At 36.1% G+C, this 25,353-nt stretch carries 31 protein-coding genes; 27 read left to right on the top strand and 4 right to left on the bottom strand.

Features of this window, described 5'->3' with window-relative positions; all coding sequences use genetic code 11:
* The first annotated feature begins 1 nt into the window (after position 1).
* The 27 genes from prmC to JUD45_RS00660 all read left to right on the top strand — a co-directional run bounded on the left by prmC (position 2) and on the right by JUD45_RS00660 (position 22,719).
* Complete coding sequence (prmC, locus tag JUD45_RS00530) at positions 2–835, top strand: peptide chain release factor N(5)-glutamine methyltransferase (protein WP_225424891.1); 834 nt, start codon at positions 2–4, stop codon at positions 833–835.
* Positions 836–852: 17 nt separating this feature from the next.
* Entirely contained in the window at positions 853–1,872 is a 1,020-nt protein-coding gene (locus tag JUD45_RS00535; RefSeq protein ID WP_053795279.1) for an L-threonylcarbamoyladenylate synthase, read from the top strand.
* Positions 1,873–1,902: 30 nt separating this feature from the next.
* Positions 1,903–3,144: a serine hydroxymethyltransferase gene (glyA, locus tag JUD45_RS00540; RefSeq protein WP_203619451.1), complete on the top strand. Its 1,242-nt coding sequence runs from the start codon at positions 1,903–1,905 to the stop codon at positions 3,142–3,144.
* Positions 3,145–3,156: 12 nt separating this feature from the next.
* Positions 3,157–3,789: a uracil phosphoribosyltransferase gene (upp, locus tag JUD45_RS00545; protein ID WP_203619452.1), complete on the top strand. Its 633-nt coding sequence runs from the start codon at positions 3,157–3,159 to the stop codon at positions 3,787–3,789.
* Positions 3,790–4,072: 283 nt separating this feature from the next.
* Entirely contained in the window at positions 4,073–4,789 is a 717-nt protein-coding gene (atpB, locus tag JUD45_RS00550; RefSeq protein ID WP_034534732.1) for a F0F1 ATP synthase subunit A, read from the top strand.
* A 31-nt stretch (positions 4,790–4,820) separates the two neighbouring features.
* Positions 4,821–5,033, top strand: coding sequence for a F0F1 ATP synthase subunit C (atpE, locus tag JUD45_RS00555; RefSeq protein ID WP_034532067.1), 213 nt, complete (start codon positions 4,821–4,823; stop codon positions 5,031–5,033).
* Between the two features lie 45 nt (positions 5,034–5,078).
* Positions 5,079–5,615 carry a F0F1 ATP synthase subunit B gene (gene atpF / locus JUD45_RS00560; protein ID WP_034532069.1) on the top strand — a complete coding sequence of 179 codons (537 nt, stop codon included), beginning with the start codon at positions 5,079–5,081 and terminating at the stop codon, positions 5,613–5,615.
* Complete coding sequence (atpH, locus tag JUD45_RS00565) at positions 5,605–6,147, top strand: ATP synthase F1 subunit delta (protein WP_034534731.1); 543 nt, start codon at positions 5,605–5,607, stop codon at positions 6,145–6,147. Before atpF ends, atpH begins: the two co-directional genes overlap by 11 nt.
* Before the next feature lie 31 nt (positions 6,148–6,178).
* A complete protein-coding gene (atpA, locus tag JUD45_RS00570) occupies positions 6,179–7,708 on the top strand; it encodes a F0F1 ATP synthase subunit alpha (protein WP_034532072.1) in 1,530 nt (509 codons plus the stop codon).
* A 21-nt stretch (positions 7,709–7,729) separates the two neighbouring features.
* Positions 7,730–8,632, top strand: a complete 903-nt coding sequence (locus JUD45_RS00575; RefSeq protein ID WP_053795283.1) for a F0F1 ATP synthase subunit gamma — start codon at positions 7,730–7,732, stop codon at positions 8,630–8,632.
* A 23-nt stretch (positions 8,633–8,655) separates the two neighbouring features.
* A complete protein-coding gene (atpD, locus tag JUD45_RS00580) occupies positions 8,656–10,062 on the top strand; it encodes a F0F1 ATP synthase subunit beta (protein WP_034532076.1) in 1,407 nt (468 codons plus the stop codon).
* A gap of 12 nt (positions 10,063–10,074) precedes the next feature.
* On the top strand, positions 10,075–10,497 hold the full coding sequence (locus JUD45_RS00585; RefSeq protein ID WP_034532079.1) for a F0F1 ATP synthase subunit epsilon: 423 nt from the start codon (positions 10,075–10,077) through the stop codon (positions 10,495–10,497).
* 132 nt (positions 10,498–10,629) lie between these two features.
* Complete coding sequence (locus JUD45_RS00590; protein ID WP_138726972.1) at positions 10,630–10,845, top strand: DUF1146 family protein; 216 nt, start codon at positions 10,630–10,632, stop codon at positions 10,843–10,845.
* A 25-nt stretch (positions 10,846–10,870) separates the two neighbouring features.
* Complete coding sequence (murA, locus tag JUD45_RS00595) at positions 10,871–12,178, top strand: UDP-N-acetylglucosamine 1-carboxyvinyltransferase (RefSeq protein ID WP_203619453.1); 1,308 nt, start codon at positions 10,871–10,873, stop codon at positions 12,176–12,178.
* Between the two features lie 63 nt (positions 12,179–12,241).
* Complete coding sequence (locus JUD45_RS00600) at positions 12,242–13,237, top strand: rod shape-determining protein (RefSeq protein ID WP_041152744.1); 996 nt, start codon at positions 12,242–12,244, stop codon at positions 13,235–13,237.
* 26 nt (positions 13,238–13,263) lie between these two features.
* Positions 13,264–13,539: a membrane protein insertion efficiency factor YidD gene (gene yidD / locus JUD45_RS00605; RefSeq protein WP_138726970.1), complete on the top strand. Its 276-nt coding sequence runs from the start codon at positions 13,264–13,266 to the stop codon at positions 13,537–13,539.
* A 46-nt stretch (positions 13,540–13,585) separates the two neighbouring features.
* Positions 13,586–13,810, top strand: a complete 225-nt coding sequence (locus JUD45_RS00610; RefSeq protein WP_138726969.1) for a DUF2969 domain-containing protein — start codon at positions 13,586–13,588, stop codon at positions 13,808–13,810.
* Between the two features lie 22 nt (positions 13,811–13,832).
* On the top strand, positions 13,833–15,035 hold the full coding sequence (locus JUD45_RS00615) for an FtsW/RodA/SpoVE family cell cycle protein (RefSeq protein ID WP_138726968.1): 1,203 nt from the start codon (positions 13,833–13,835) through the stop codon (positions 15,033–15,035).
* Positions 15,036–15,372: 337 nt separating this feature from the next.
* On the top strand, positions 15,373–16,407 hold the full coding sequence (locus JUD45_RS00620; protein WP_138726967.1) for a methionine ABC transporter ATP-binding protein: 1,035 nt from the start codon (positions 15,373–15,375) through the stop codon (positions 16,405–16,407).
* A gap of 49 nt (positions 16,408–16,456) precedes the next feature.
* Positions 16,457–17,092 (top strand): methionine ABC transporter permease, encoded by a 636-nt coding sequence (locus tag JUD45_RS00625; RefSeq protein WP_155368161.1) that lies wholly within the window; start codon positions 16,457–16,459, stop codon positions 17,090–17,092.
* A gap of 13 nt (positions 17,093–17,105) precedes the next feature.
* A complete protein-coding gene (locus tag JUD45_RS00630) occupies positions 17,106–17,930 on the top strand; it encodes a MetQ/NlpA family ABC transporter substrate-binding protein (RefSeq protein WP_187155726.1) in 825 nt (274 codons plus the stop codon).
* Positions 17,931–18,029: 99 nt separating this feature from the next.
* Positions 18,030–18,413 (top strand): GntR family transcriptional regulator, encoded by a 384-nt coding sequence (locus JUD45_RS00635; RefSeq protein WP_203619454.1) that lies wholly within the window; start codon positions 18,030–18,032, stop codon positions 18,411–18,413.
* Positions 18,394–19,260, top strand: coding sequence for an ATP-binding cassette domain-containing protein (locus JUD45_RS00640; RefSeq protein WP_203619455.1), 867 nt, complete (start codon positions 18,394–18,396; stop codon positions 19,258–19,260). Before JUD45_RS00635 ends, JUD45_RS00640 begins: the two co-directional genes overlap by 20 nt.
* Positions 19,260–20,018: a hypothetical protein gene (locus tag JUD45_RS00645; RefSeq protein WP_203619456.1), complete on the top strand. Its 759-nt coding sequence runs from the start codon at positions 19,260–19,262 to the stop codon at positions 20,016–20,018. The genes JUD45_RS00640 and JUD45_RS00645 overlap by 1 nt, the downstream gene beginning before the upstream one ends.
* A gap of 71 nt (positions 20,019–20,089) precedes the next feature.
* A complete protein-coding gene (locus JUD45_RS00650; RefSeq protein WP_053791639.1) occupies positions 20,090–21,190 on the top strand; it encodes a D-alanine--D-alanine ligase family protein in 1,101 nt (366 codons plus the stop codon).
* Between the two features lie 135 nt (positions 21,191–21,325).
* The gene (locus JUD45_RS00655; RefSeq protein WP_203619457.1) at positions 21,326–21,886 is read left to right on the top strand and encodes a DNA-3-methyladenine glycosylase I; all 561 of its coding nucleotides are present in this window, start codon (positions 21,326–21,328) and stop codon (positions 21,884–21,886) included.
* A 14-nt stretch (positions 21,887–21,900) separates the two neighbouring features.
* Positions 21,901–22,719: a helix-turn-helix transcriptional regulator gene (locus JUD45_RS00660; RefSeq protein WP_138726960.1), complete on the top strand. Its 819-nt coding sequence runs from the start codon at positions 21,901–21,903 to the stop codon at positions 22,717–22,719.
* A gap of 34 nt (positions 22,720–22,753) precedes the next feature.
* Here JUD45_RS00660 and JUD45_RS00665 read toward each other — a convergent pair whose 3' ends face one another.
* The 4 genes from JUD45_RS00665 to JUD45_RS00680 are packed head-to-tail and all read right to left on the bottom strand — an operon-like array spanning position 22,754 to position 25,297.
* Complete coding sequence (locus JUD45_RS00665) at positions 22,754–23,215, bottom strand: universal stress protein (protein WP_203619458.1); 462 nt, start codon at positions 23,213–23,215, stop codon at positions 22,754–22,756.
* Positions 23,216–23,235: 20 nt separating this feature from the next.
* Positions 23,236–23,520: a hypothetical protein gene (locus JUD45_RS00670; protein ID WP_138726959.1), complete on the bottom strand. Its 285-nt coding sequence runs from the start codon at positions 23,518–23,520 to the stop codon at positions 23,236–23,238.
* Positions 23,521–23,529: 9 nt separating this feature from the next.
* Positions 23,530–24,783, bottom strand: a complete 1,254-nt coding sequence (locus JUD45_RS00675; protein ID WP_138726975.1) for a replication-associated recombination protein A — start codon at positions 24,781–24,783, stop codon at positions 23,530–23,532.
* A gap of 34 nt (positions 24,784–24,817) precedes the next feature.
* Entirely contained in the window at positions 24,818–25,297 is a 480-nt protein-coding gene (locus JUD45_RS00680) for a YueI family protein (RefSeq protein ID WP_053792593.1), read from the bottom strand.
* Positions 25,298–25,353: the final 56 nt, after the last annotated feature.

Consider the following 25,353-nt stretch of genomic DNA (forward strand, 5'->3'; position numbering starts at 1 on the left):
TATGACTTATTTTGAAGCCCAGAAGAGGGCTTCTTTTCTTATCTCCGGAAAAAATTTAGATGAGGAGACCGCCAAGCTGTTCTTAATGGAAATGTTTGGCTTCGATAATACCCACTTACTCTTGCATTATCGTGACGAAATGAAACAAGAAGACGTCAAAAGATACTTCGATTGGATTGACCAATATCTAAATGGCCAACCGGCTCAATACATCATCGGTGAGACTGATTTTTATGGTAATCGTTTTAAAGTCGATGATAGAGTCCTAATTCCACGCCCCGAAACAGAGGAATTAGTAGAGTGGCTATTGACTGATTTTGCTGATCAAAAATACCTAAAAGTTCTCGACATGGGAACGGGAAGTGGTGCAATTGCCATTTCCATTAGCAAGGAACATCCAGACTGGCAGGTAGATGCTGCTGACGTCTCCTCAAAAGCCTTACAGGTAGCCGGTTTGAACAATGAAATGAACAAAACGAACGTTAGGTTCATCGAGAGTGACCTGTTTAACGCAATAACCGAAGACTATGACGTAATTATTAGTAATCCTCCATATATTTCCGAAGATGAAATCAAGTATATGGACGAAAGTGTAATAGAACACGAACCAAAAGAAGCATTATTTGCAAAAAATAATGGCTTATTTATGTATCAAAAAATCGCAGATTATATTAAAATAAAGAAGGACACTGTTCACGGTAGTTTATATCTTGAAATTGGGTTTAAACAAACTGAAGCAGTAACCGAGATTTTTACCGAATCAATTCCAGGATGCGAGGTCACCAATCGTGATGACTTTTTCGGCAATCCGAGAATGATTCGAGTTAATTATTAGGGGGGATGTATTTATTTATGGACACAAAGATATACACTGCAGATGATTTATCTGACGCTGCTAAAGATATCGCGGATGGAAAGTTAGTTTCTTTTCCAACTGAAACGGTATATGGTTTAGGAGCTGATGCAACTAATGAAGATGCGGTTAAGCAAGTTTACGCGGCTAAAGGACGTCCAAGTGATAATCCTTTAATCGTCCATGTTGACGGCCCAGAAATGGTTGAAAGATACGCACAACCATTGTCTGATGAGGCAAAGAAGCTAATTAATACATTTTGGCCTGGACCATTAACTATTATTTTTAATTTGAAAGACAATGTATTATCTAAAACCGTTACCGGTGGATTAGATACTGCAGCATTTAGAAATCCTAATAATGAGGTTACACTATCATTGATTAGAGAAGCAGGAGTGCCAATTGTGGGACCATCTGCTAACACATCTGGGAAACCCAGTCCTACCTTGGCCAAGCATGTTTATCATGATTTAAAAGGTAAGATTGCAGGGATTTTAGATGACGGAGAATGCCAATATGGTGTTGAATCCACTGTCTTAGATATGTCGACTGATCAACCTGCCATTTTAAGACCAGGTGCTATTTCAGCTGAACAAATCGAAGAAATTATCAACAAGCCCGTGCTTGATGAACGAGTACATTTATCTGATAGCCAAATTCCAAAGGCACCGGGAATGAAGTACAAACATTACGCACCATCAGCACAAGTCTATATTGTAGACGCTATTAGCGACTTCAAAGAAGCTGCTAAATGGGCATCTAAACAAGATCATACTGTTGGAGTCATGGCAATTGATACTGTTTTAAATGATATCAATTGGCCTGATAATGTTGAAACATTTTCATTAGGAGATACCGTCTTATCAGCAAGTCATGCTTTATTTGCAGGACTAAGACATTTTGATAATGAAGAAGAAGTAAAATCAATCTTGACCCAAGGTTTTGCAAATCAAGGAATTGGTGAAGCATATATGAACAGATTGAATAAATCTGCTGGACAAAAACATTTTAATAAATAGTTACGTAAATTTTGAGGGGGCACTTCTATCATGAAATACGATTACCAAAATGAAGACAAAGAATTATGGGATGTAATTAAGAATGAACAAACTCGTCAAGAAAACACAATTGAACTAATTGCGTCAGAAAACATTGCATCAAACGCTGTAATGGCTGCGCAAGGTTCTGTTTTAACTAACAAATACGCCGAAGGGTATCCTGGTAAGAGATACTACGGTGGTTGTGAATTTGTAGATAAATCAGAAACATTAGCGATTGAACGTGCAAAGAAGTTATTTGGGGCTGAATATGTTAATGTTCAACCACATTCAGGTTCACAAGCTAACCAAGCTGTGTACTCAGCATTTTTGAAGCCTGGAGATAAGATTTTAGGGATGGACCTAAACGCTGGGGGTCACTTAACCCATGGTGCTAAGGTAAACTTCTCAGGTAAGATTTACCAATCATTCTCATACGGCCTAGATCCAAAGACTGAACGTCTTAACTACGATGATATCTTAGCAATTGCTAAGGAAGTTCAACCACAAATTATTGTTGCTGGTGCTTCAGCTTACAGCCGTATCATCGACTGGAACAAGTTCAGAGAAATTACCGACAAAGTTGGCGCCTATTTAATGGTAGATATGGCCCACATTGCTGGACTAGTTGCTACCGGATTACATCCAAGTCCCATCGGAATTGCCGATGTCGTAACTACAACCACTCACAAGACTCTAAGAGGACCTCGTGGTGGAATGATTTTGTCTAACGAAAAATATGCTAAGAAGATTAATTCTGCAATGTTCCCAGGATCACAAGGTGGACCATTGGAACACGTGATTGCTGGTAAGGCTGCTTGTTTCTTTGAAGACTTGCAACCAGCATTTACAGAATACTCAAAACAAGTTATTAAAAATGCAGCTGCTATGGCTGACGAATTTAACAACAGTGATACTATCAAGGTGGTATCTGGTGGTACCGATAACCATTTGATGGTCTTAGACTTAACCAACACTGAATTAAATGGGAAAGAAGCTCAAATCCTATTAGATTCACTTAAGATTACAACTAATAAGGAAGCAATTCCTGATGAGAAACTAAGTCCATTTGTTACAAGTGGATTAAGATTAGGAACTCCTGCGATTACTTCTAGAGGGTTCGATGAAAAAGATTCACGTAAAGTTGCAAAGATGATAACACGTGCAATTGAAAATCATGACGATGAAAATGTCCTAAACGAAGTAAAAGAAGAAGTATCCCAATTAACCCAATCACATCCAATTTTTGATTAAAGGAGATTAATCATGGGAAAATTTCAAGTAATGAATCATCCATTGATTCAACACAAGTTAACTATTATTAGAAACGAAAATTGTGGAACTAGAGAATTTCGTGAAGTTGTAAATGAAATTGCTTCATTGTTAGCTTTCGAAGTTTCTAGAGATATGCCACTAGAAGACGTTGATGTAAAAACTCCACAAGGTATTGCACATGCAAAGCAACTATCAGGTAAGAAGGTGGCTGTTGTGCCAATTCTTCGTGCCGGTATCGGGATGGTAGACGGTATCTTGGATCTAATCCCAGCCGCTAAGGTAGGTCATATTGGTATGTATCGTGATGAAGAGACCTTAGAACCACACGAATACTTTGTGAAATTGCCAAGTGATATTGACAAACGTCAAATTTTTGTTGTTGATCCAATGCTTGCTACCGGTGGTTCTGCCATCATGGCAATCGACGCTTTAATTAAGCGTGGTGTCGACGAAAGTAATATTAAATTTGTGTGCTTGGTAGCTGCTCCCGAAGGTGTGGAAGCGCTTCAAAAAGCCCATGTTGACGTAGATATTTATACTGCTGCGTTAGATGATCATCTAGAAAACGGTTACATTGTACCCGGACTAGGTGATGCCGGAGATCGTCTATTCGGAACTAAATAAAATAAAAAATCCATCATTTTTTGTGATGGATTTTTTATTTATGTATAACTTTATACTAAAAGTCTAAGATACATTTTTTACAATTTGTAAAGCACAAATTGTAATTTTTGTAAAAAAACTGTTAAATAATTATTTTATTTTGAAATGAAGCCTGAATGGTGGTACTATCTTATTGTATTTTGAAAGAGAAATACATCATCTTAAGAGTTAAAACTATCGTTAATGTGAATTAATGTAACATTAATGTTTAGTATGCTTAGGTTGCGAAAAGGGGTGATAATCTGTGAATGATCCAATATCCACTTTTAAACTATTTGGACTAACTTTTAACATTGGAAATATGGTTGCTGTTACAGTAGCTGCTGTATTTACATTTTTATTAGTTTTTATCTGTTCAAGAAAACTACAAGTGATTCCTTCAGGAAAGCAAAATTTCCTAGAAATGATTGTAGATTTTACCAACGGAATAGTTAAAGGATCGATTTCAGGATCTGAGGCCAGCTCTTTTGGACTTTATGCATTTGTATTATTCTTATTCATCTTTATTTCCAATCAAATGGGATTATTATTCCAAATTGATTATAACGGTGTTACATATGTTAAAAGTCCAACCGCTGATCCTATTGTAGCTTTGACATTGGCAGCATTGTCATTATCATTAGCTCACTTCTTAGGGGTCTCAAAACTAGGATTTAAAGGCTACTTCGTTGGAAGTTATTTCAAGCCTTTTAAGTTATTGTTTCCTTTAAACGTTTTCGAAGAGTTAGCTAACTTCCTAACCTTAGGTTTACGTTTATACGGTAATATTTTCGCAGGTGAATTGCTTCTAGGAATGGTTACAAAATTAGCTTTTTCAATGGGAGCACTAAGCTTTATCCCAAGTATCTTCATTGCGATGATTTGGGATGCATTCTCAATCTTTATTGGGAGTGTTCAAGCATTTGTTTTCGTAACACTTACTTTTGTATACATTTCTCAAAAGCTTCAACCTGAGGAATAATTTTATTTATTTATTTTAAGGAGGATTTACCATGGGTGTAATCGCTGCAGGTATCGCTATGTGTGGTTCCGCTATCGGTGCTGGTATCGGTAACGGTATCGTTGTTTCAAAATTTCTAGAAGGAATGGCTAGACAACCAGAAATGACAGGTCAATTAAGAACTAACATGTTTATTGGTGTTGGTTTGGTCGAAGCTATGCCAATTATTTCACTTGTTCTTTCATTAGTTTACATGAACAAGTAATAAGAAAAATAATTCTTCTATTCTCAATTAAGGAGGTGTCAATAGATGCTTTCACATTCATTATTGCCAACTGTCGCTGTGACCGATGGTGGTGGATTGTACTACGGTAATATGATTTTTACTGCGTTTGTATTCATCGTTTTAATGTTGCTTATCATGAAGTTTGCATGGAAGCCATTATCAGAAATGATGGAAAAGCGTGCTAACAAGATTGCCGATGACATCAATTCTGCAGAAAAGTCACGTAAGGACGCTGAAGATTTAGCAAAGCAACGTGAAGACGCCTTGGCAAAATCTAGAGAAGATGCAACTGGCATTATTAATAACGCCAAGCAATCTGCTCAAGTACAAAGTGACCAAATTATCACAACTGCTAGAAACGATGCTCAAAGTATCAAGACTTCTGCTCAAAAAGATATTGAACAAGAACGTAAAGATGCTTTAGCAAACACCAAAAATGATGTGGCCAATTTATCTATTGAAATTGCTTCTAAGATCATTCAAAAAGAATTAAAAGCTGACGATCAAAAGGCATTGATTGATTCTTATATTGAAGGGTTGGGGAAGCAAGATGCTAGATAAAATCACATTCGCAAAACGCTATTCAAAAGCACTTTATGAAGTGCTTGAAGACCAAAATCAAGTTGAAGCCGGTTTGAGTGAATTATTATCTATCAAACAAGTTTTTGATGATAATTCATCACTAAGTCGAGTTTTAACTGATGTAAGCTTTCCAGAAGACAAAAAAGAAAGTTTAATCAAACCTTTGATTGACAATTCTGACGTCGAATTTGTTAAGAACCTTTTAAAAGTTTTATTAGGTGCTAACAAAATGGATGAATTTACTTTGATTGTGGAAGAATTTGAACGTTCTTACAATGAAAAGAATAAGATTGTTCATGCTGATGCACTATCTGTAGTTCCTCTATCCGACGAACAAAAGCAAAAACTTGCAGACGTCTTTAAGGCGCGTGTAGGTGCCAACGAAGTTATCCTAGATAACAAAGTTGATCAAAGTCTAATCGGTGGTGTAATTCTAAAATCATCGAACGTTATTTTTGATGGAAGTGTTAAGACAAAAATTAACAACGTTAAAAAACTTCTATTGAGTTAATAACAATATCTATCAAAGAGGTGAAACTTTTATGAGCATTAATGCTGAAGAAATCAGTGCTCTAATCAAGCAACAATTATCCGGTTACAAGGATGACCTAGCTGTTGAAGAAACAGGGGTTGTTACCTATGTTGGTGACGGTGTTGCTCGTGCTCATGGTTTAGATAATGCGTTGTCTGGTGAGTTACTTGAATTCGAAAACGGAATCTATGGTATGGCTCAAAACCTTGAAAGTAACGATGTAGGTATTGTTGTTTTAGGTGACTGTACACATATTCGTGAAGGTGCAACTATTAAACGTACCGGTAAAATCATGGAAGTTCCTGTTGGAGAAGAAATGGTGGGTAGAACCATCAACTCATTAGGTCAACCAATTGATGGTAAGGGTGATATCAAGACTGAATCATCTCGTCCTATTGAAAAGAAAGCTCCAGGTATCATGGACAGACAAAGTGTTTCTGAACCATTACAAACTGGTATTAAGTCAATCGATGCGTTAGTTCCAATTGGCCGTGGTCAACGTGAATTAATCATCGGTGATAGAAAAACAGGTAAAACTTCAATCGCTGTTGATACAATCTTGAACCAAAAGGATCAAGACATGATTTGTATCTACGTTGCGATTGGACAAAAGGACTCGACTGTCCGTTCACAAGTTGCTACTCTAGAAAAGTTTGGCGCAATGGATTACACAATTGTATTGTCAGCCGGTCCTTCTGAACCAGCTCCATTACTATACATTGCTCCATATGCTGGTGCAGCTATTGGTGAATACTTTATGAACCAAGGTAAGCACGTTTTAATCGTATATGATGATTTAACAAAGCAAGCTAACGCTTACCGTGAACTATCACTTATTCTTCGTAGACCTCCTGGTCGTGAAGCATATCCTGGTGATATCTTCTATACCCACTCACGTTTACTAGAACGTGCTGCTAAGTTATCAGACAAATTAGGTGGCGGTTCAATGACTGCTTTACCAATTGTTGAAACACAAGCAGGGGACGTTTCAGCTTACATTCCAACCAACGTTATTTCAATTACTGATGGTCAAATCTTCTTGAATTCAGATATGTTCTATTCAGGAACTCGTCCAGCCATTGATGCTGGTACTTCAGTTTCTCGTGTTGGTGGGGACGCTCAAATTAAAGCAATGAAACAAGTAGCAGGTACTTTGAGACTTGACCTAGCTTCATATCATGAACTACAAGCCTTTGCTCAATTCGGTTCAGACTTGGATGATGCAACTCAAGCTAAGTTGAACCGTGGTGCTCGTACAGAAGAAGTTCTAAAACAACCTCTTCACGCTCCACTACCTGTCGAAAAACAAGTACTTATTCTATTTAGTTTGACACATGGTTACTTAGACAGCATTGCTGTGGACGATATCCATCGTTACCAAACTGAATTATTCAACTTCTTCGACGCTTCACACCGTGACTTATTAGATACAATTGTAAACACTGGTAAGTTACCAGAAGGTGATGCTTTAGCAAATGCAGTTGATGAATTTACTAAATCATTCACACCAAGTAAGCAAGAAGAAACACAAAATAACTAGCTTGAAGGATGGTGAGAACTAATGGCTGAATCTATTAATGATGTTAAACATCGTATTGCATCAACCAGAAATACACGTCAAATTACTACTGCTATGCAAATGGTTTCAACTGCAAAGTTAAATCGTATTCAAAAGCATACCAGTAATTATGAGGAATATGTTTCTCGTGTTAAGGCTGTTGTAATGCATTTAGCTCAGTCTCATTTGTTAGACAAAATTAATTCCTCAAGTGATGCTTCTGACCACAAGTCTGGTAAGACAGCATACCTAGTTATTACATCTGATCGTGGAATGGTAGGAAGTTACAACAGTAATGTGATTAGAGAAACTAATAACTTTATTGAAGAACACACTCCAAATCCTGATGATTACATGATTTTAGCTGTAGGTGGAAATGGTGCTGACTTTTATAAGAACCGTAATGTAAACGTGGCTTATGAATATCGTGGCGTTTCTGATATTCCTACTTTCGCTGAAGTTAGAGAAATCGTTAAAACTGCAAACTCAATGTTTGAAGATGGGGTGTTTGACAAGTTATACGTTTGTTACACACACTTTGTTAACCGTATTTCTTCAACTTTTAGAGCCGAAAAAATGCTACCAATGGATAGCGAAGCATTTGAAGAAGAATCAAGCAAAGATATTAAGGCACATGATTTTAGTGCTGAATACGAAATTGAACCAGATGAATCAGCTGTGTTGAAGGTTGTATTACCCCAATACGCACAAAGTTTAGTATTTGGAGCAATCCTTGATGCTAAGACTTCAGAACATTCATCAAGTTCAACTGCTATGCAATCTGCTTCAGACAATGCATCAGATCTTATTTCTAGATTAGAACTACAATATAATCGTGCAAGACAAGCTGCTATTACTACCGAAATTACTGAAATTGTTGGTGGTCAAGAAGCTTTGAAGCACTAATATGACGGGAGGAATTAACGAAAATGAGTACTGGTAAGATTATTCAAGTTATTGGACCAGTCGTTGACGTTGAATTCCCAACGGACGTTGAATTACCTGACATCAACACCGCTCTTCGTGTACACAAAGATGATAATGAAACTTTAGTTACAGAAGTTACTCTTGAATTAGGTGACGGTGTTGTTAGAACTATCGCCATGGACGGAACTGACGGTTTACGCCGTGGAATGGAAGTTGAAAATACTAAAGCTCCTATTTCAGTTCCTGTTGGTGAAAACACTCTAGGTCGTGTATTCAACGTTCTTGGTGAACCAATTGATGGTGGTCCTGAATTTGGCGACGATACAGAACGTTGGCCAATTCACAGACAAGCTCCAAGTTACGATCAATTAAATCCATCTGCAGAAATTCTAGAAACCGGTATTAAAGTTATCGATTTACTAGCACCATACATTCGTGGTGGTAAGGTTGGATTGTTCGGTGGTGCCGGAGTTGGTAAAACTGTTTTAATTCAAGAATTAATTCATAATATTGCTCAAGGACATAACGGTATTTCAGTATTCACCGGTGTTGGTGAACGTACTCGTGAAGGTAACGATATGTACTTTGAAATGAAAGGTTCAGGTGTCTTGGACAAGACAGCCATGGTATATGGTCAAATGAACGAGCCACCTGGAGCACGTATGCGTGTTGCTTTAACTGGTTTGACTATTGCGGAATACTTCCGTGATGAAGTTGGTACTGATGTTCTATTATTCATCGATAACATCTTTAGATTTACTCAAGCTGGTACTGAAGTTTCCGCATTATTAGGTCGTATCCCATCAGCCGTAGGTTACCAACCTACATTGGCTACTGAAATGGGTCAATTGCAAGAACGTATCACTTCAACTAAGAATGGTGCGATTACTTCAATTCAAGCCGTTTACGTTCCTGCCGATGATTACACCGACCCTGCTCCTGCAACTACTTTCGCTCACTTGGATGCAACAACTAACTTGGAACGTTCATTAACTCAACAAGGTATCTATCCAGCCGTTGATCCATTGGCATCAACATCAGCTGCACTAGATCCATCAATTGTTGGTGAAGAACACTACAAGGTTGCAACTGAAGTGCAACAAGTATTGCAAAGATACCATGAACTTCAAGATATCATTTCTATCTTAGGTATGGATGAATTATCTGACGAAGAAAAGACTATTGTTGGTCGTGCACGTCGTATTCAATTCTTCCTATCACAAAGCTTTAGTGTTGCTGAAACATTTACTGGTTTACCAGGTAGATATGTTCCAGTTGCCAAGACTGTTGAAAGTTTCAAAGCTATCCTAGATGGTAAATATGATGATCTTCCTGAAGACGCATTTAGAAACTGTGGACCTATTGAAGACGTAGTTGAAAATGCTAAAAAAATGAAGCAAAACAACTAAGGAGGGTTCTAATTGGCTGATAACAACTCAGTATTAACCGTTAGTATCGTTACTCCTGATGGTAAGGTATATGAACGTGAAGATGCTCGCTTGGTTATTGTTAGAACCAAGAGTGGTCAATTAGGAATTATGCCTAATCATGTTCCCGTAATAGCTTCATTGGAAGTTGACGAAGTAAAAGTAAAATCCGGTTCAGATGTAGATGAAATTGCTGTTAACGGTGGTTTCGTTGAATTCTCAAACAATAACTTAACTGTTATTGCTGATAGTGCCGAAAAGCAAGGGGATATCGACGTTGATCGTGCCGCTGCTGCGAGAGACCGTGCTCAAAAAGCATTGGAAATTGCTAGACAAAAGCATGATAACCAAGAAATCCTAAGAAACCAAGTTGCTTTGAGAAGAGCTATTAACCGAATTCATGTTGCTAAACATTAAGAAAGAGGTCTGCATTTTTTTGCAGACCTTTTTTTATACATAAATAAAAAACAAATTAATAAATACTTAGTAAAGATTAGAAAGACAAAAAGCTTTTTTTATGTTATAGTTGCTATAAAGAATGGAGATATTATGGAATCATCAAATATTAATTCTTTCTTAGATTTAGCTGTCCAATTATTTTTTATTGGATTAGCTTTTTGGAGTTTAAATGATATTCATCTAGAAAGATATGTCAAAATGCACATTAATCAGTACCGAATTTTAATAATTTTATTATCTATCTGTATTGGATATGTGTCGGGATCTTTCTTTATATGTATAATAAACATTACAATAAATCATTAAAATTGAAATTACTGGAGGGTTACCAGTGGATAAAATCGTGATTAAGGGAGGCCAACGCCTTACCGGTAACGTCCACATTGAAGGTGCAAAAAATGCTGTCCTACCAATAATGGCTGCTACTATTTTAGCCAGTGAAGGAAAAACAGTTTTAAACAACGTACCACTATTATCAGACGTATATACAATGGAAGAAGTTTTACGCTTCTTGAACTTAAAAGTTGACTTTAATACTAATGAGAATCAAATGAGTTTTGATGCTACAAACCAAATCTCATACGAAGCTCCATTAGAATATGTTTCAAAGATGAGAGCATCAATTGTAGTAATGGGTCCACTATTGGCCAGATTAGGTCATGCTAAGGTTGCATTGCCAGGTGGATGTGCAATTGGTTCTCGACCAATTGATATTCACTTGAAAGGTTTTGAAGCACTAGGTGCCAAAATCGAACAACACGATGGATACGTTGAGGCTTTTGCTGAAGATGGTTTAAAGGGTGCCGAAATTTACATGGACTTCCCAAGTGTTGGTGCTACTCAAAATATTATGATGGCTGCTACTTTAGCTGACGGTCAAACTATTATCGAAAATGTTGCACAAGAACCTGAAATTGTTGACTTAGCTAACATCTTAAATGCGATGGGTGCTAATGTTATGGGAGCAGGTACAAGCAAAATTAAGATTAAGGGTGTAAGTAAGTTACACGGTGTAGATCACAGTGTACTACAAGACCGTATTGAAGCAGGTACTTTTATGGTAGCTGCTGCTTTGACACGTGGTAACATTTTGATCGAAGATGCAGAATCATCATACAATCAACCATTAATCGCTAAAATGCAAGAAATGGGTGTTACTGTTAAGGAAGAACCTAATGGAATTCGTGTTATTGGTCCAGACGAATTAAAGCCTGTTGACGTAAAGACACTTCCATACCCAGGTTTTCCAACAGATATGCAACCTCAAATGACTGTATTACAATTAGAAGCTCAGGGTAGTAGTTTATTGACTGAAACAGTGTTTGAAAATCGTTTTATGCACTTGGATGAATTAGCTAGAATGAACGCCAAGTTTAGAATTAACGGTAAGAGTGTGGTCTTAAACGGACCAACTAAGTTTAGCGGAGCGGAAGTAGCTGCAACTGATTTGAGAGCTGCCGCAGCACTTGTTCTTGCTGGTTTAGTTGCTGACGGTATTACAATTGTTAGAAATTTAAAATATTTAGATCGTGGATATTACAATTTTCATGTCAAGTTAGCCAAACTTGGTGCTGACATTAAGAGAGTTGATATGAAAGATAATGAGGAACTCTCATTTAGTAAATCTTCACAAAAATAAAATCAATTATAGACGATATGATATAATATTTAACATATGAGTTAACTCAGGAGGAAGAGAGAAATGGTAAAAGATATCGGCATTGACTTAGGTACTGCCAATGTTTTAATTTACGTAACTGGAAAAGGAATCGTATTAAACGAACCATCAGTAGTTGCTGTGGATATTAAAACAAACAAATTATTAGCAGTTGGTTCTGAAGCATACAGAATGGTTGGTAGAACACCAAGTAACATTCGAGCAATCAGACCACTTAAAGAAGGGGTTATCTCTGATTTTGATGTAACTGAAAAGATGCTTACATACTTTATCAACAAGTTGAGCGTTAAAGGTTTTATGTCAAAACCAAAGACCATGATTTGTGCTCCTACAAACATTACTAACATCGAAAGAAAAGCAATTATTCAAGCTGCTGAAAAATCTGGTGGTGGTAAAGTTTATATCGAAGAAGAACCTAAAGTTGCTGCAATTGGTGCTGGAATGAACATTTTCCAACCAAAAGGAAACATGGTAATTGATATGGGTGGTGGAACATCTGACATCGCCGTGTTATCATTAGGTGATATTGTTGCAAGTAAATCCATTCGTGTAGCCGGTGATGTAATGAATACTGATATCGTTTCTTACATAAAGGATAAACATGGATTGGTTATCGGTGAACACACTGCCGAAAAGATTAAGATTACCATTGGTACTGCAGATCCAAACGAAACTGATGTGAAAGAAATGGAAGTTCGTGGTAGAGATGTACTTGGTGGTATGCCAAGATCTATTACTCTAAATAGTTTAGAAGTACAAAAGGCTGTCGAAGATACTGTTAACCAAATTATTGATGCTGCTAAGGATGTCTTAGAAGTAGTTCCTCCTGAATTAGCTTCTGATATTGTAGACAGAGGAATTATTTTAACAGGTGGTGGTGCCTTATTAAGAGGTATCGATCATGCAATTTCAAAAGAATTAACTGTGCCAGTGTTAATTTCTGAAAGTCCTCTAGATAATGTTGCTAAGGGTGCCGGTGCATTACTTGAACATATCAACAAACAAGAAAGCAAAAAATAAGGATTAATATAAGAAAGTGATAACTGATGAGAAAGTTTCTGATAAAATTAGTGATGGGGTATAAACGAGTTATTTCACCACATTTACCGGCGTCTTGTCGTTATTATCCGACATGTTCTACTTATATGATCGATGCTGTCAGAAAGCACGGAGCATTATTAGGATTTGTAATGGGGTGTGCACGGATTTTACGTTGTCATCCTTTTGTCAAAGGTGGTTATGATCCGGTTTCTGATCATTTTACTATTTTTAGAAATAAGAGGGCGTCGAAAGATTATCGACGTTCTATGAATTTAAAGTAGTCGATCAAATAATTGAATCGGCTACTTTTATTTTTAGGAGGACAAAATGTCAAAGGGAAAGAAAAATATTGAAGTAACTTTAGATACACAAAACGTAAACGGTGAAGAACGCGAAGTTCTTTTTGTTGGTAAGCAAGAAGTGGGATTTATCCGTCAAATGGATGAAGAAAGATTCGAAGCTGTTTTCGATGAAGATAATGTATTTAAAGCCAAATCCTTAGACGAAGGAATTGAATTATTAATTAGCCAATACAACTTACACAAGGGCTAAAATGATTTAGAGGTGATTTGCAGTGTTTAATAGTGACAATGATAGCAATTCTTCTCGATTAGATTGGACAATCATAATTTGTGTGGCTCTTTTAGCATTGATTGGTGTTGGCGCAATATACGTTGCCGTAAATCATGATTCATATTCCGGAACAATCGTGAAGCAAATGATTACGCAGTTGGTATGGTATACAATTGGGACTGTAATAATCATAATCATTATGCAATTTGATTCTGAACAATTATGGAAAGTGGCACCAATTATTTACTGGGGAGCATTAACGCTACTGGCATCGTTACTTGTTTTGTACAGTAGATACTACTTTGTTCAAACAGGGGCCAAGAGCTGGTTCCAATTAGGTCCGTTGACCTTCCAACCAGCTGAAATTATGAAACCAGCGTTTGTGGTTATGTTGGCAAGAGTGATTGTTGAACATAACAGAAACTACGCTGTTCACACATTAAAAACTGATGCACTGTTATTGGGTAAGATGATCCTTTGGACATTACCAATCTGTGTGTTATTAAAAATTGAAAATGATTTTGGTACAATGCTTGTTTTCTTCGCCATGCTTGGAGGATTAGTGATTGTATCCGGAATCACTTGGAGAATCATTGTTCCTGGAGTTGCTGCATTCGCAACAATTGGAGGGACTGCTTTAATTTTAGTTATCACTAGCGGTGGTAGAAAGATTTTGGAAGCATTAGGGTTCCAATCTTACCAATTTGATCGTGTTAACGATTGGTTGGACCCATCAAATCCTGAAAACCTAGCTGGTTCTGGTTACCAATTATGGCAAAGTATCAAAGCTGTTGGTTCTGGGGGATTCGGTGGAACTGGTTTTAACGTATCTCACGTTTACGTGCCGGTTCGAGAATCAGATATGATTTTCTCAGTTATTGGTGAAAACTTTGGTTTCATTGGTGGATTAGTTTTAATCGGTATCTATTTCGTTTTAATTTATCGAATGATTAAGGTAACTTTTGAAACTAAGAACGTCTACTACGCATACATTTCAACTGGAATTATCATGATGATTCTATTCCACGTATTTGAAAATATTGGTATGAGTATTGGACTATTACCATTGACTGGTATCCCATTACCATTTGTTAGTCAAGGTGGTTCAGCTTTGATTGGAAACATGATAGGGATTGGATTAGTCATGTCAATGCAGTATCATAATTATGGATACATGTTCAGTTCTAGCCGTGACTTCTCATAGCTAATGAATTGACAAGTACATTAAATAATTGTATACTTTATTAAAATTTGATTATAAGATGAGTAAGTAATTAATTAATATCAAAGAGAGCTCGGTTGGTGAAAAAGAGTTATTGGTAATTACCGAATATGGTCTTGATAAAATAATCAGTTAGCTAAAATTGGGATAAACTAACATCGTCTGGCAAACGTTATATTGCTGAAGTATTAAAGATACTTATGAGGCTATTGTCGTGAGGCAATGGCGAATAAAAGGTGGTAACACGAGTCTTTCGTCCTTTACTGTGAAAGCAGTAGGTGCGGAAGGCTTTTTTTATTTGAAAGTGAGGAGAAGCAGTTTGATTAGATTTAAGAATGTTAACAAGAAATATAAACTTGATAAAAGCATCCTAACAGCTGTTAAAGACGTTAACCTAGAAATTAACGATGGTGAAATCTTTGGTATCATTGGTTACTCTGGTGCCGGTAAATCAACACTTGTTAGAATGTTAGATGGTCTAGAAGCCCCAACTTCTGGTTCTATCGAAATTAATGGTAAGGATATTGCTAAATTAAGTAGCAAGGAATTAAGATCACAACGTAAGAAGGTTGGTATGATTTTCCAACACTTTAACTTACTATGGTCTAGAACTATCCAACAAAACATTGAATTGCCACTAGAAATTGCTGGTGTTGATAAAGAACAACGTCATCAAAAGGCTGAAAAGCTAATTGAATTAGTTGGTCTAAAGGGTCGTGAAAACGACTATCCCTCAGAACTATCTGGTGGACAAAAACAACGTGTTGGGATTGCCAGAGCATTAGCTAACGATCCAGAAATCCTTATTTCTGATGAAGCAACTAGTGCGCTAGATCCACAAACAACTGATGAAATTTTGGACTTATTACTAGAAATCAACAAGAAGTTAAACTTAACTATTCTTTTGATTACTCACGAAATGCATGCCATTAGAAAGACAGCTTCAAAAGTTGCTGTTATGCAAGATGGACAAGTCGTTGAATCTGGTAACGTTTACGATATTTTCCAAAACCCTCAACAAGAAATTACTACGCGTTTCGTTAATGAAGATGACAATCCAAATGCTAAGGACTTGAGCATGACCGTAGACGAAATCATTAAGAACTATCCAAATGGTATGGTGATTAAGCTAACTTTCAAGGGTACTCAATCACAACAACCAGTTGTATCTCAAATGATTCGCGAATTTGATTCATTAGAATTAAACATCGTTGAAGGAAGTATTCACCAAACTCAAGGTGGTTCAATCGGTTCTTTAGTTCTACAACTATTAGGAACTCCTGAAGACCAAAACAAGGCTGTTGAATACTTAAAATCAGTAAACGTGGAAGCAGAGGTGATTAACCGTGGCTAATCAAGGAATTCAATCATACTTTCAATTCAATAACGTTAATTGGAGTGCAATGAGACAAGCAACATGGGAAACAGTTTGGATGACTGCTTTATCAATGATTATTGTTGCTGTATTAGGAATTATTTTAGGACTATTACTATTTGAAAGTCGTAACAAGTCTGGTTTTGGCTGGAAGATTATTAACTGGGTAGTATCTTTCCTAGTTAACGTATTCAGATCAATTCCATTTATTATCTTAATCGTATTACTATTACCATTCACTAAGGATCTAGTAGGTACCATTATCGGACCTAAGGCCGCTATTCCTTCACTAGTTATTTCCGCTGCACCATTCTATGCAAGAATGGTTGAAGCTAACTTTAGAGAAGTTGACGATGGTGTAATTGAAGCAGTTAAATCAATGGGTGGTACTAACTGGGACGTTATCTTCAAGGTGTTACTTCCAGAAAGCACACCAGCATTGATTGCCGGAGCAACTGTTACAGCTATTTCATTGATTTCATACACTGCAATGGCCGGTGCTATTGGTTCTGGTGGTCTAGGTTACCTAGCTTACTTGGATGGTTTCCAATCAAATAACAACACTGTTACTTTAGTGGCAACCGTTATTATTTTAATTATTGTTTTAATCGTTCAAACGGTTGGAGATTTACTAGTTAAGAAAATCGACAAACGTACACTATAAGGGGGATATTAAAATGAAAAAGCTTATATCCTTTGGTGGAATCGTTGTTTTATTCGTTGTTTTATTATTACTAGGTCCTGGTAACTACAAGGCGAAGAACACCATTCGTATTGGGGCATCTAACATTCCTCATGCACAAATTCTTCGTCATATCGAACCAGAACTTAGAAAAAAAGGCATTAAGTTAGATATTGTTACTTTCCAAGACTACGTATTACCTAACCGTGCATTAGCCGGAAAGCAACTAGATGCCAACTATTTTCAAACTCCAGCGTTCTTAGATCAATGGAATAAGGAATATGATGGCCATTTAGTTAACGTAGGAGCAGTTCATTTGGAACCAATTGGTATTTACTCCAAAAAGTACAAAAAGCTCTCAGACCTTAAAAATGGTGCTCATATCTTAGTAAGTAGTAATGCACCTGACTACGGTCGTATTCTTCAATTATTCCAACAAAACGGATTAATTACGGTTAAGAAGGGTGTAGATATCACTCAAGCTAACTTCAGTGATATCGCTTCTAATCCAAAGCACCTAGTATTCCAAACAGGATACGAACCAAAGATTATGCCATTGATTTACAATAATGGTGAGGGTGATGCTGTGGCAATTAACTCTAATTACGCAGTTCAAGGTGGTTTACAACCTGATAAGCAAGCAATTGCTTTACAAAAACCAGAAAAGAACTCACCATACTTCAATATTGTTGCCGTTAGAAATGGTGATCAAAACAGAAAAGACATCAAGGAATTGGTTAAGATATTACAATCTAAATCAACTCAAGAATGGATTAAAAAACACTATAAAGGTTCTGTGCTACCAGCTAAGAACTACTAATAAAAAAGCGTTTAACACGCTTTTTTTTATTGACTTTTTTAAGTTTTAACTTTATAGTTAGTTACATAAGTAATTAACCAAAGATAGGCGGTGAATAGGATGCAATTTGACTTTAATAGTCAAGAGCCAATTTTTATACAGGTTGCGACTCAATTAGAGGATGCAATCTTTACTGGTGCTTTTCAAGAAGGTGCACAAGTTCCATCTACGACTGAAATTTCAAAGCAATTTAAGATTAATCCAGCAACAGTTCTTAAGGGGATGAACATGTTGGTTAATAATGAATTGTTAGAAAAGCGTCGTGGACGCGGAACCTTCGTTAAGCAAGGGGCTCAAGAGATAATTATTAAAAGAAGACAGGAACATTTCTATAACGATTACATTTTGAACTTAATCAATGAATCAAAGAAATTGCATCTATCTGAAGACGATATTTTGACACTAGTAAAGAGAGGGTATGACAATGAGCAAGATCGAAGTTAGACATTTAGCTAAACGTTTCAAGTTTTCAAAGCAACCTCTATTAAGTGAAGTTAATTTCACTCTAGATGAAAATGAGATTTACGGATTGTTTGGGGAAAACGGAGCTGGTAAGTCCACACTAATGAGCATAATTGCCGATTACAATCGACGATCAGCAGGTGAAATCCTTTTTGACGGCGAAGAAGTCCACGAAAATGATGAAGCACTGAGTGAAATTTACTTCATGAACCAAGATGATATGTACACTAAAAAGGATAAGGTTTCTCAAATCTTTTCTTTTGTTGAATCAATGTATCAGGGTTATGACGTTGCCCTACAAGCAAAGCTAGTTAAGGAATTTAAGTTAGATGTTAACCAAAAACTTAACAGTTTATCTACTGGGTACCAATCAATCGTTAAAATCATCATTTCACTATGTGTACCTTGTAAGTTTGTCCTATTAGATGAACCAACATTAGGTTTGGATGCTAGAAATCGTGAAGTATTTCAACGCAACTTAATTGAAACTTACAGTGAAAATCCAAGAACATTCGTCATTTCTACCCACATTATTGATGAAATTGACCGTATTATCAGTCACGTACTATTACTTCAAGACGGAGTAATTAAGATGAATGGAAGCATCGATGATGTATCATCAAAATCATATAGTATTTCTGGACCTGCTGAAGATGTTAATAGCTACATCGATGGTGTTAAGGTATTGGATGAAGAACAATTGGGGCGTTACAAGACAGTTCATTTTATGGATCAACTTCCTGATAGAGAAGTTCCAGCATCCGTTGATATTGAAAAAATGAAACTACAAAAACTGCTAGTATATATTATGGATAGGGGGAGACTATAGTGAAGACAAAAGCACTTGCAAAGCAATACTGTCATGATTTTATTCCATACATTTGGTATGGATTAGTCGTTTCTGTTGTTTATATCCTATTCGGTCTTTTATCAGCAGATGGGGCACCATCCATTGAATATCAATTAAAAGCCAGCTTTTTCATGGCACCTTATATCATTACTGTTGTCACAATGATTGGAATTAGTTTCAACTACAGACGATTTAAGTTGGCAATGCAAAGTGGAGTTTCACGTAAGACATTTTGGAAAGCTAAGATGCTGTTTATCGCTAAAGCAACTCTTATCGTTAATGTAGTTAACGTGATTATTGGCTTCATAAACATGAAGCTAGGACCTAGTGAAACTTACTTGTACTACCAAGCATATGGAAAAGCGTTTAGTAATGTGTTTGTTCAATCCATTTCAATGTTTATTACAGACTATGTGGTATTGCTATTCATATTCGTTGCGATGAACACTTTTGGAACTATGACATCTTTAATGAATAAGATTGGTAAATCAATCTTTTACTCCATTGGGGTAGTTTGCTATATGTTCTTTACTAACTTATTAACTCAATACAGCTCACAAAGGCTAATCAGCAGATTTTATGCTCACATCAATGGCGATGCAATTTTTAACTTTATTTTTTCTATTGACGCCAAGGTTCCAAGACCATATCCATTAATCGGATTCATGATTATTTTGACTATTATTGCAGCATTATTTAATTTGTTATTCACCAAATTAGAACAAGTAAAAAGATAAAAAAGAATTCTTTAATCTATGAAACCATGTTATAATATAGTTTCAAAGAATTATTGATAGGACGGTATAAAATGATGAAAAAGACTCATTTAGCATTACTTTTCGGTGGAGATTCATCAGAACATGATGTTTCAAAACGTTCAGCTCATAACATTTATGATGCGATGGATAAAGATAAGTACGATATTAGCTTATTTTTAATTACTAAGACAGGTATTATCTTAGATAATGAATCATCACACCGTGTGTTTGATGGTGAACCTGAAGATGCTGTGGTTGAAGAAGCGGTTAAGAACTTAGACTTCTCAGATCCATTGGCCCCAATTAAAAACTTATCAAAGACTAAGGATATTGACGTATTCTTCCCAATCGTTCATGGTAACTTAGGTGAGGATGGTACTATCCAAGGTCTTCTAAGATTACTACATAAGCCATACGTTGGTAGTGGTATCTTGGAATCAGCAATGGGCTTTGATAAAGACATTACTAAGAAGATGTTAAACCTAGCAGGAGTAAGAAACACTAACTACCACTTGATTACTCCTGACAATAAAGACCAATTCACATACGCTAAACTACAAGCTGAATTCGGTGACGTAATCTTCTTGAAGCCAGCCAACCAAGGTTCATCAGTTGGTATTCACAAGGTAACAAACGAACAAGAATTTGAAGACGGACTAAAGGATGCATTCAGATATGACTACAAGATCCTAGCTGAACAAGCAATCAACGGTCCAGAAGAACTAGAAATCTCAATCTTAGGTAACGAAAAGCCAATTGCTTCTCAAGTTGGTGCAATTCGTGTTCCTAAGGAAGACAAGTTCTACACTTACGACAACAAGTTCGTTGATGCTAGTCAAGTTAAGTTTGATATTCCGGTTGATATTCCAGAATCACTATCAGATGAAATTACTGACTTAGCATTACGCGGATACAAAGCTTTAGGTCTAAAGGGACTAGCTCGTATTGACTTCTTAGTATCTAAGGAAGGTGTTCCTTACCTAGGAGAAGTTAACACATTACCTGGTTTCACTAACATTAGTCTATACCCACAACTATGGGAAGCTTCAGGTATTAGCTACACTGAACTAATCGATAGATTAATAGACCTAGCTTACAAAGAATTTGATCGTCGAAACAACATTATTCACGATTTTAAACCTTTATCATAATAAAAAAAGAGATAATCTTTGGGTTATCTCTTTTTTTATTGGAAAATTGTTTAAGAAAGTATTAAATTGACTAAAAAAGTTTGAGTTTTTATACGTATGTAATAGAGTAAAAATCACCGAAAGGAATTATGAAATATGAAAAGATGTACATGGGCTAGCGATAGCGCGGAAATGTTGGTTTATCATGATAAAGAATGGGGAATTCCCAAAAAGAAAGTATCTGAACTTTTTGAATGCTTAACGTTAGAAATATTTCAGGCAGGATTATCCTGGTCAACGGTGTTACGTAAAAGGGATGCATTTAGAAAAGACTTCGTTCATTTTGATGTAGCAAAAATCAGTCAATTCAACGATGACGACATTGAAAGATTAATGAACGATGAAGCCATTATTCGTAATCGTGCCAAGATAATTGCCACAATCGAAAATGCCAAAGCTTGTATGAATAACGACTTAGTACGTTTAACATGGCAACCATTTAATTTCATGCAAATGGATGGGCTAAATGATAATAATAAAAACGACATTAAGAAATTCATCAACCCATATGTAAAAAGTTTTAAAGATGCTGGATTTAAACGTGTCGGGCCAACAACACTATATTCATATTTTCAATCAGTAGGGGTGATTAATGATCATGAACTAGATTGTTTCAGACATGACGAAATAAACAATGCTGTCGGAGATTTACTATAGGAAAGGATTTTAAAATGAATATTAACGGAACTTTGATTAAGAAGCGACGTAAAAGTTTGAATATAACTCAATGTCAGTTAGCTAAAAAAGTGGCTTGTACTCAACCGGTCATTTGTCAGATAGAAAATGGTAGCTATGATCATCAAATTAGTCTGTATGTGATTAAAAACATATGTAAGATATTGCTATTAGACATTGATAAGGTAATTGAAAACGAAAAGAAAATTGCAAGTTACGAAATTAATAGTATTCCATTTTGTGCAGCACTATGCCTTCCAGATGACATAAAGGAAAGACTAGACAAGTATGAAAAGGACTTAGAGGATAAAGAAGATATCAAGTACTTCCAAATTATTCATGCTGCAGTTCAGTTAAGCAAGAGAAATTTCAGCGCATCTGTTGATGAGTTGCAAAGGCTGAACTATGATTTCTATGATAAAAATGAGATTAGCAAACAAAAGATGGTTATTATGGGGATGCTTGCGATTAATTACTTTGCGATGAGTAAATTTTCAATTGCCTATCAATATGTGGTGGAAACAATTGAAATGACTAAACAAATGAGTAAATCTGATGTTGAAGACATGCAGTTCTTAGTTTTATACCGCGAATTAGATGGAATTTGTACAACATTGAACTTAATGGAAGATTCAAGTTATTTAAAAATGATATCATGCTGTGCTTTTTATAGAAGTGTCGTTGGGATAGAAAACAAGGGGATTGATATCGACTTTGATAAATTGAAGCAACCTAATGGTGTATTTGAATATTGGAAACAATTCTTAAGTGAAAATAATCCGTTATCCACTAATGATAATTGGACATTTGAATAAAAAAAGACCTGGATATTAATCCAGGTCTTTTTAATTATTTTTCTACTTTGTTGTCTAAGTCTGATTTTACGATTAAGACATCACATTCTGCTACACGAGTTACGTATGAAGCAACTGAACCAATTAATAAACGTTCAGCAGCACTTTGTCCGTTGGCACCGATGATGATTAAATCAGTATCGAAACGATCAACTAAATCTCTTGATATAATTGATTTAGGAGCACCGTATTCGATTGTGTAATCAACATTCTTAATTCCATCATCTTGGGCTTTCTTTAAGTATTTTTCTAGTGAGCTTTTAACACGGCTAGTAACGTCATCTAACATTGATGAGTCGAAATTAGCTAGGTTAGTGAATGATCGCGTATCGATTACGTGCACGATGTGTAGGTCAGCATCATTGTGTTTGGCAACTTCAATTGACTTATTGAATGCTAACTTTGAGTTTTTTGAACCATCGATTGGAATCATAATTTGACTGTAATCTTGTAACATATTCTTTCACCTCAAACTATTTACTTGGTAAGGAATGTAAGTAATATTAACTCCATCACCAATAACATTATACAACTTATTACCATGATAGTTGTAACGAAAAAGATATTTGGAATGAAAATTGCGATGGCTGAAAAGACAGATAGAACACAAAAGACAATTCCAAAGAACTTTACGATTTTACCCAATGTTTGATTATTTTCAGGATGTAGCATCATGAATGGTTTATCTGTATGGGTTAAAAGGAAACGACCGATTGTGAATAGTACAATTGTCGCTAATAATACTAGAATTCTAATTAACATTGCAGACTCCTATTTATCACGTTGAGCGTGAAGTAGTTTTTCATATTGTTGTTTAAACGTACTTTCGATTTTACCATTTGTTTTTGGTTCATAGTAAGTATCGTTTTTAATCTTGGTTGGTAAGTACTGTTGTTTAACCCAATCATTTGGATAATCATGAGCATACTTGTAATTAACACCATGACCAAGCTTCTTAGCACCTGAGTAGTGGCTATCCTTTAGATGATCTGGAATATCACCATAGTTACCAGTACGAATCTTAGCAATTGCTGCATCAATCGCACGCATTGCAGTATTTGATTTAGGCGATAGACATAATTCGATAATCGCGTTGGCTAGGGGAATTCTTGCTTCTGGAAAACCAACTTTGTTGGCAGCCTCAATAGCAGAAACTGTTCTAGCACAAGCAGCTGGATTAGCTAGTCCCACATCTTCGTACGCGATAACCATCAAACGACGACTAATTGAATTTAAGTCACCGGATTCTATCAAACGGCCAGCATAGTGAAGGGCGGCATTAACATCCGATCCACGAATTGATTTTTGAAAAGCAGAAACAACGTCATAGTGAGCATCACCATTTTTATCTTGCGTTAGAGCTTTTCTTTGCAGACATGATTCCACATCTTCTAATGAAATGTGAATGATACCATCATTATCTTCAGTAGTAGACTTGGCTGCTAGTTCTAACGCATTTAAAGCACTTCTCAAGTCACCATTGGTGCTGGTGGATAGGAAGTGTAATGCATTCTCAGCTAAATCGATATTCATATTACCCAATCCGTTATCCTTATCATTTAAAGCACGTTTTATAGCTGATTTAATATCATCTTCATTAAGAGGGTGCACCTCAAAAATTTGGGTTCTACTTCTAATGGCAGGATTGATATTAATATATGGGTTTTCGGTAGTTGCACCGATTAGGATGATATTACCACTTTCTAGTAATGGTAATAAGAAGTCTTGCTTGGTTTTATCTAAACGATGAATTTCATCTAGTAGTAAGACGACCGTTCCAGACATCTTGGCTTCTTCAGCGACAATCTGTAGGTCTTTCTTGGTATCTGTTGCTGCATTTAATTGACGAAATGCATACTTAGTTGAACCAGCAATCGCACTGGCAATACTGGTTTTACCTGTTCCAGGAGGTCCATATAAAATCATTGATGATAAAATCTTGGCTTTTACCATTCGATCGATGATTTTATCAGGACCGACTAAGTCTTGTTGACCGACAACGTCTTCGATTTTCTTTGGACGCATACGGTATGCTAATGGATGCAATTTATCATCACCTTTATTTGAATATATTTTTTAACTTACCAAAAAATGATTGATTGGTTTGTTTGTCATCGGAATTATCTGATGAATCTGTAGTTGTATCTTGTTGATTGTATTTTTCTTCGAAATCAACGGGGTTAACGTTAATGGATTGACTGTTAGCGTAGACTACACCATAGTTATCAGGTGCAGTACGGTAGAATGAGTCAGTTTTAATAACGAACTTGATGTTATTTTGTGATGCTAGTCTGATAAAAGGGGAGACAACATCGTGATCCAAGTTACCATTGATGATTAATTGGTAACTATTATTATTATCAAATTCTTTTTGAAGTGCATTGACCGCGTTTGGATTTGATAGATCCTTGATTTGGATTGCTAGAGAAACTCGTTCTCTAAAAGTTCCTAGGTATCTACGTTGTTCATCGGGGTTAACCTTTGGAGTTCCACCCATGGATGATTGTTCTAAACGACTACTTACATCATCTTCACTCATATTAATTGCTCCTTTTTATTTATGTCTTAGTACTATTTTATCATTAATTAAAAGAG

Origin of the sequence: Apilactobacillus nanyangensis, assembly GCF_016861915.1 — a bacterium.
GTDB lineage: Bacteria > Bacillota > Bacilli > Lactobacillales > Lactobacillaceae > Apilactobacillus > Apilactobacillus nanyangensis.

Bases quoted from the DNA above. Each gene is read 5' to 3' on its own strand.
- prmC (WP_225424891.1), top strand. From the start codon at position 2: ATGACTTATTTTGAAGCCCAGAAGAGGGCTTCTTTTCTTATCTCCGGA.
- JUD45_RS00535 (WP_053795279.1), top strand. From the start codon at position 853: ATGGACACAAAGATATACACTGCAGATGATTTATCTGACGCTGCTAAA.
- glyA (WP_203619451.1), top strand. From the start codon at position 1,903: ATGAAATACGATTACCAAAATGAAGACAAAGAATTATGGGATGTAATT.
- upp (WP_203619452.1), top strand. From the start codon at position 3,157: ATGGGAAAATTTCAAGTAATGAATCATCCATTGATTCAACACAAGTTA.
- atpE (WP_034532067.1), top strand. From the start codon at position 4,821: ATGGGTGTAATCGCTGCAGGTATCGCTATGTGTGGTTCCGCTATCGGT.
- atpF (WP_034532069.1), top strand. From the start codon at position 5,079: ATGCTTTCACATTCATTATTGCCAACTGTCGCTGTGACCGATGGTGGT.
- atpH (WP_034534731.1), top strand. From the start codon at position 5,605: ATGCTAGATAAAATCACATTCGCAAAACGCTATTCAAAAGCACTTTAT.
- atpA (WP_034532072.1), top strand. From the start codon at position 6,179: ATGAGCATTAATGCTGAAGAAATCAGTGCTCTAATCAAGCAACAATTA.
- JUD45_RS00575 (WP_053795283.1), top strand. From the start codon at position 7,730: ATGGCTGAATCTATTAATGATGTTAAACATCGTATTGCATCAACCAGA.
- atpD (WP_034532076.1), top strand. From the start codon at position 8,656: ATGAGTACTGGTAAGATTATTCAAGTTATTGGACCAGTCGTTGACGTT.
- JUD45_RS00590 (WP_138726972.1), top strand. From the start codon at position 10,630: ATGGAATCATCAAATATTAATTCTTTCTTAGATTTAGCTGTCCAATTA.
- JUD45_RS00600 (WP_041152744.1), top strand. From the start codon at position 12,242: ATGGTAAAAGATATCGGCATTGACTTAGGTACTGCCAATGTTTTAATT.
- yidD (WP_138726970.1), top strand. From the start codon at position 13,264: ATGAGAAAGTTTCTGATAAAATTAGTGATGGGGTATAAACGAGTTATT.
- JUD45_RS00610 (WP_138726969.1), top strand. From the start codon at position 13,586: ATGTCAAAGGGAAAGAAAAATATTGAAGTAACTTTAGATACACAAAAC.
- JUD45_RS00625 (WP_155368161.1), top strand. From the start codon at position 16,457: ATGAGACAAGCAACATGGGAAACAGTTTGGATGACTGCTTTATCAATG.
- JUD45_RS00630 (WP_187155726.1), top strand. From the start codon at position 17,106: ATGAAAAAGCTTATATCCTTTGGTGGAATCGTTGTTTTATTCGTTGTT.
- JUD45_RS00635 (WP_203619454.1), top strand. From the start codon at position 18,030: ATGCAATTTGACTTTAATAGTCAAGAGCCAATTTTTATACAGGTTGCG.
- JUD45_RS00640 (WP_203619455.1), top strand. From the start codon at position 18,394: ATGAGCAAGATCGAAGTTAGACATTTAGCTAAACGTTTCAAGTTTTCA.
- JUD45_RS00650 (WP_053791639.1), top strand. From the start codon at position 20,090: ATGATGAAAAAGACTCATTTAGCATTACTTTTCGGTGGAGATTCATCA.
- JUD45_RS00655 (WP_203619457.1), top strand. From the start codon at position 21,326: ATGAAAAGATGTACATGGGCTAGCGATAGCGCGGAAATGTTGGTTTAT.
- JUD45_RS00660 (WP_138726960.1), top strand. From the start codon at position 21,901: ATGAATATTAACGGAACTTTGATTAAGAAGCGACGTAAAAGTTTGAAT.
- JUD45_RS00665 (WP_203619458.1), bottom strand. From the start codon at position 23,215: ATGTTACAAGATTACAGTCAAATTATGATTCCAATCGATGGTTCAAAA.
- JUD45_RS00670 (WP_138726959.1), bottom strand. From the start codon at position 23,520: ATGTTAATTAGAATTCTAGTATTATTAGCGACAATTGTACTATTCACA.
- JUD45_RS00675 (WP_138726975.1), bottom strand. From the start codon at position 24,783: ATGCGTCCAAAGAAAATCGAAGACGTTGTCGGTCAACAAGACTTAGTC.
- JUD45_RS00680 (WP_053792593.1), bottom strand. From the start codon at position 25,297: ATGAGTGAAGATGATGTAAGTAGTCGTTTAGAACAATCATCCATGGGT.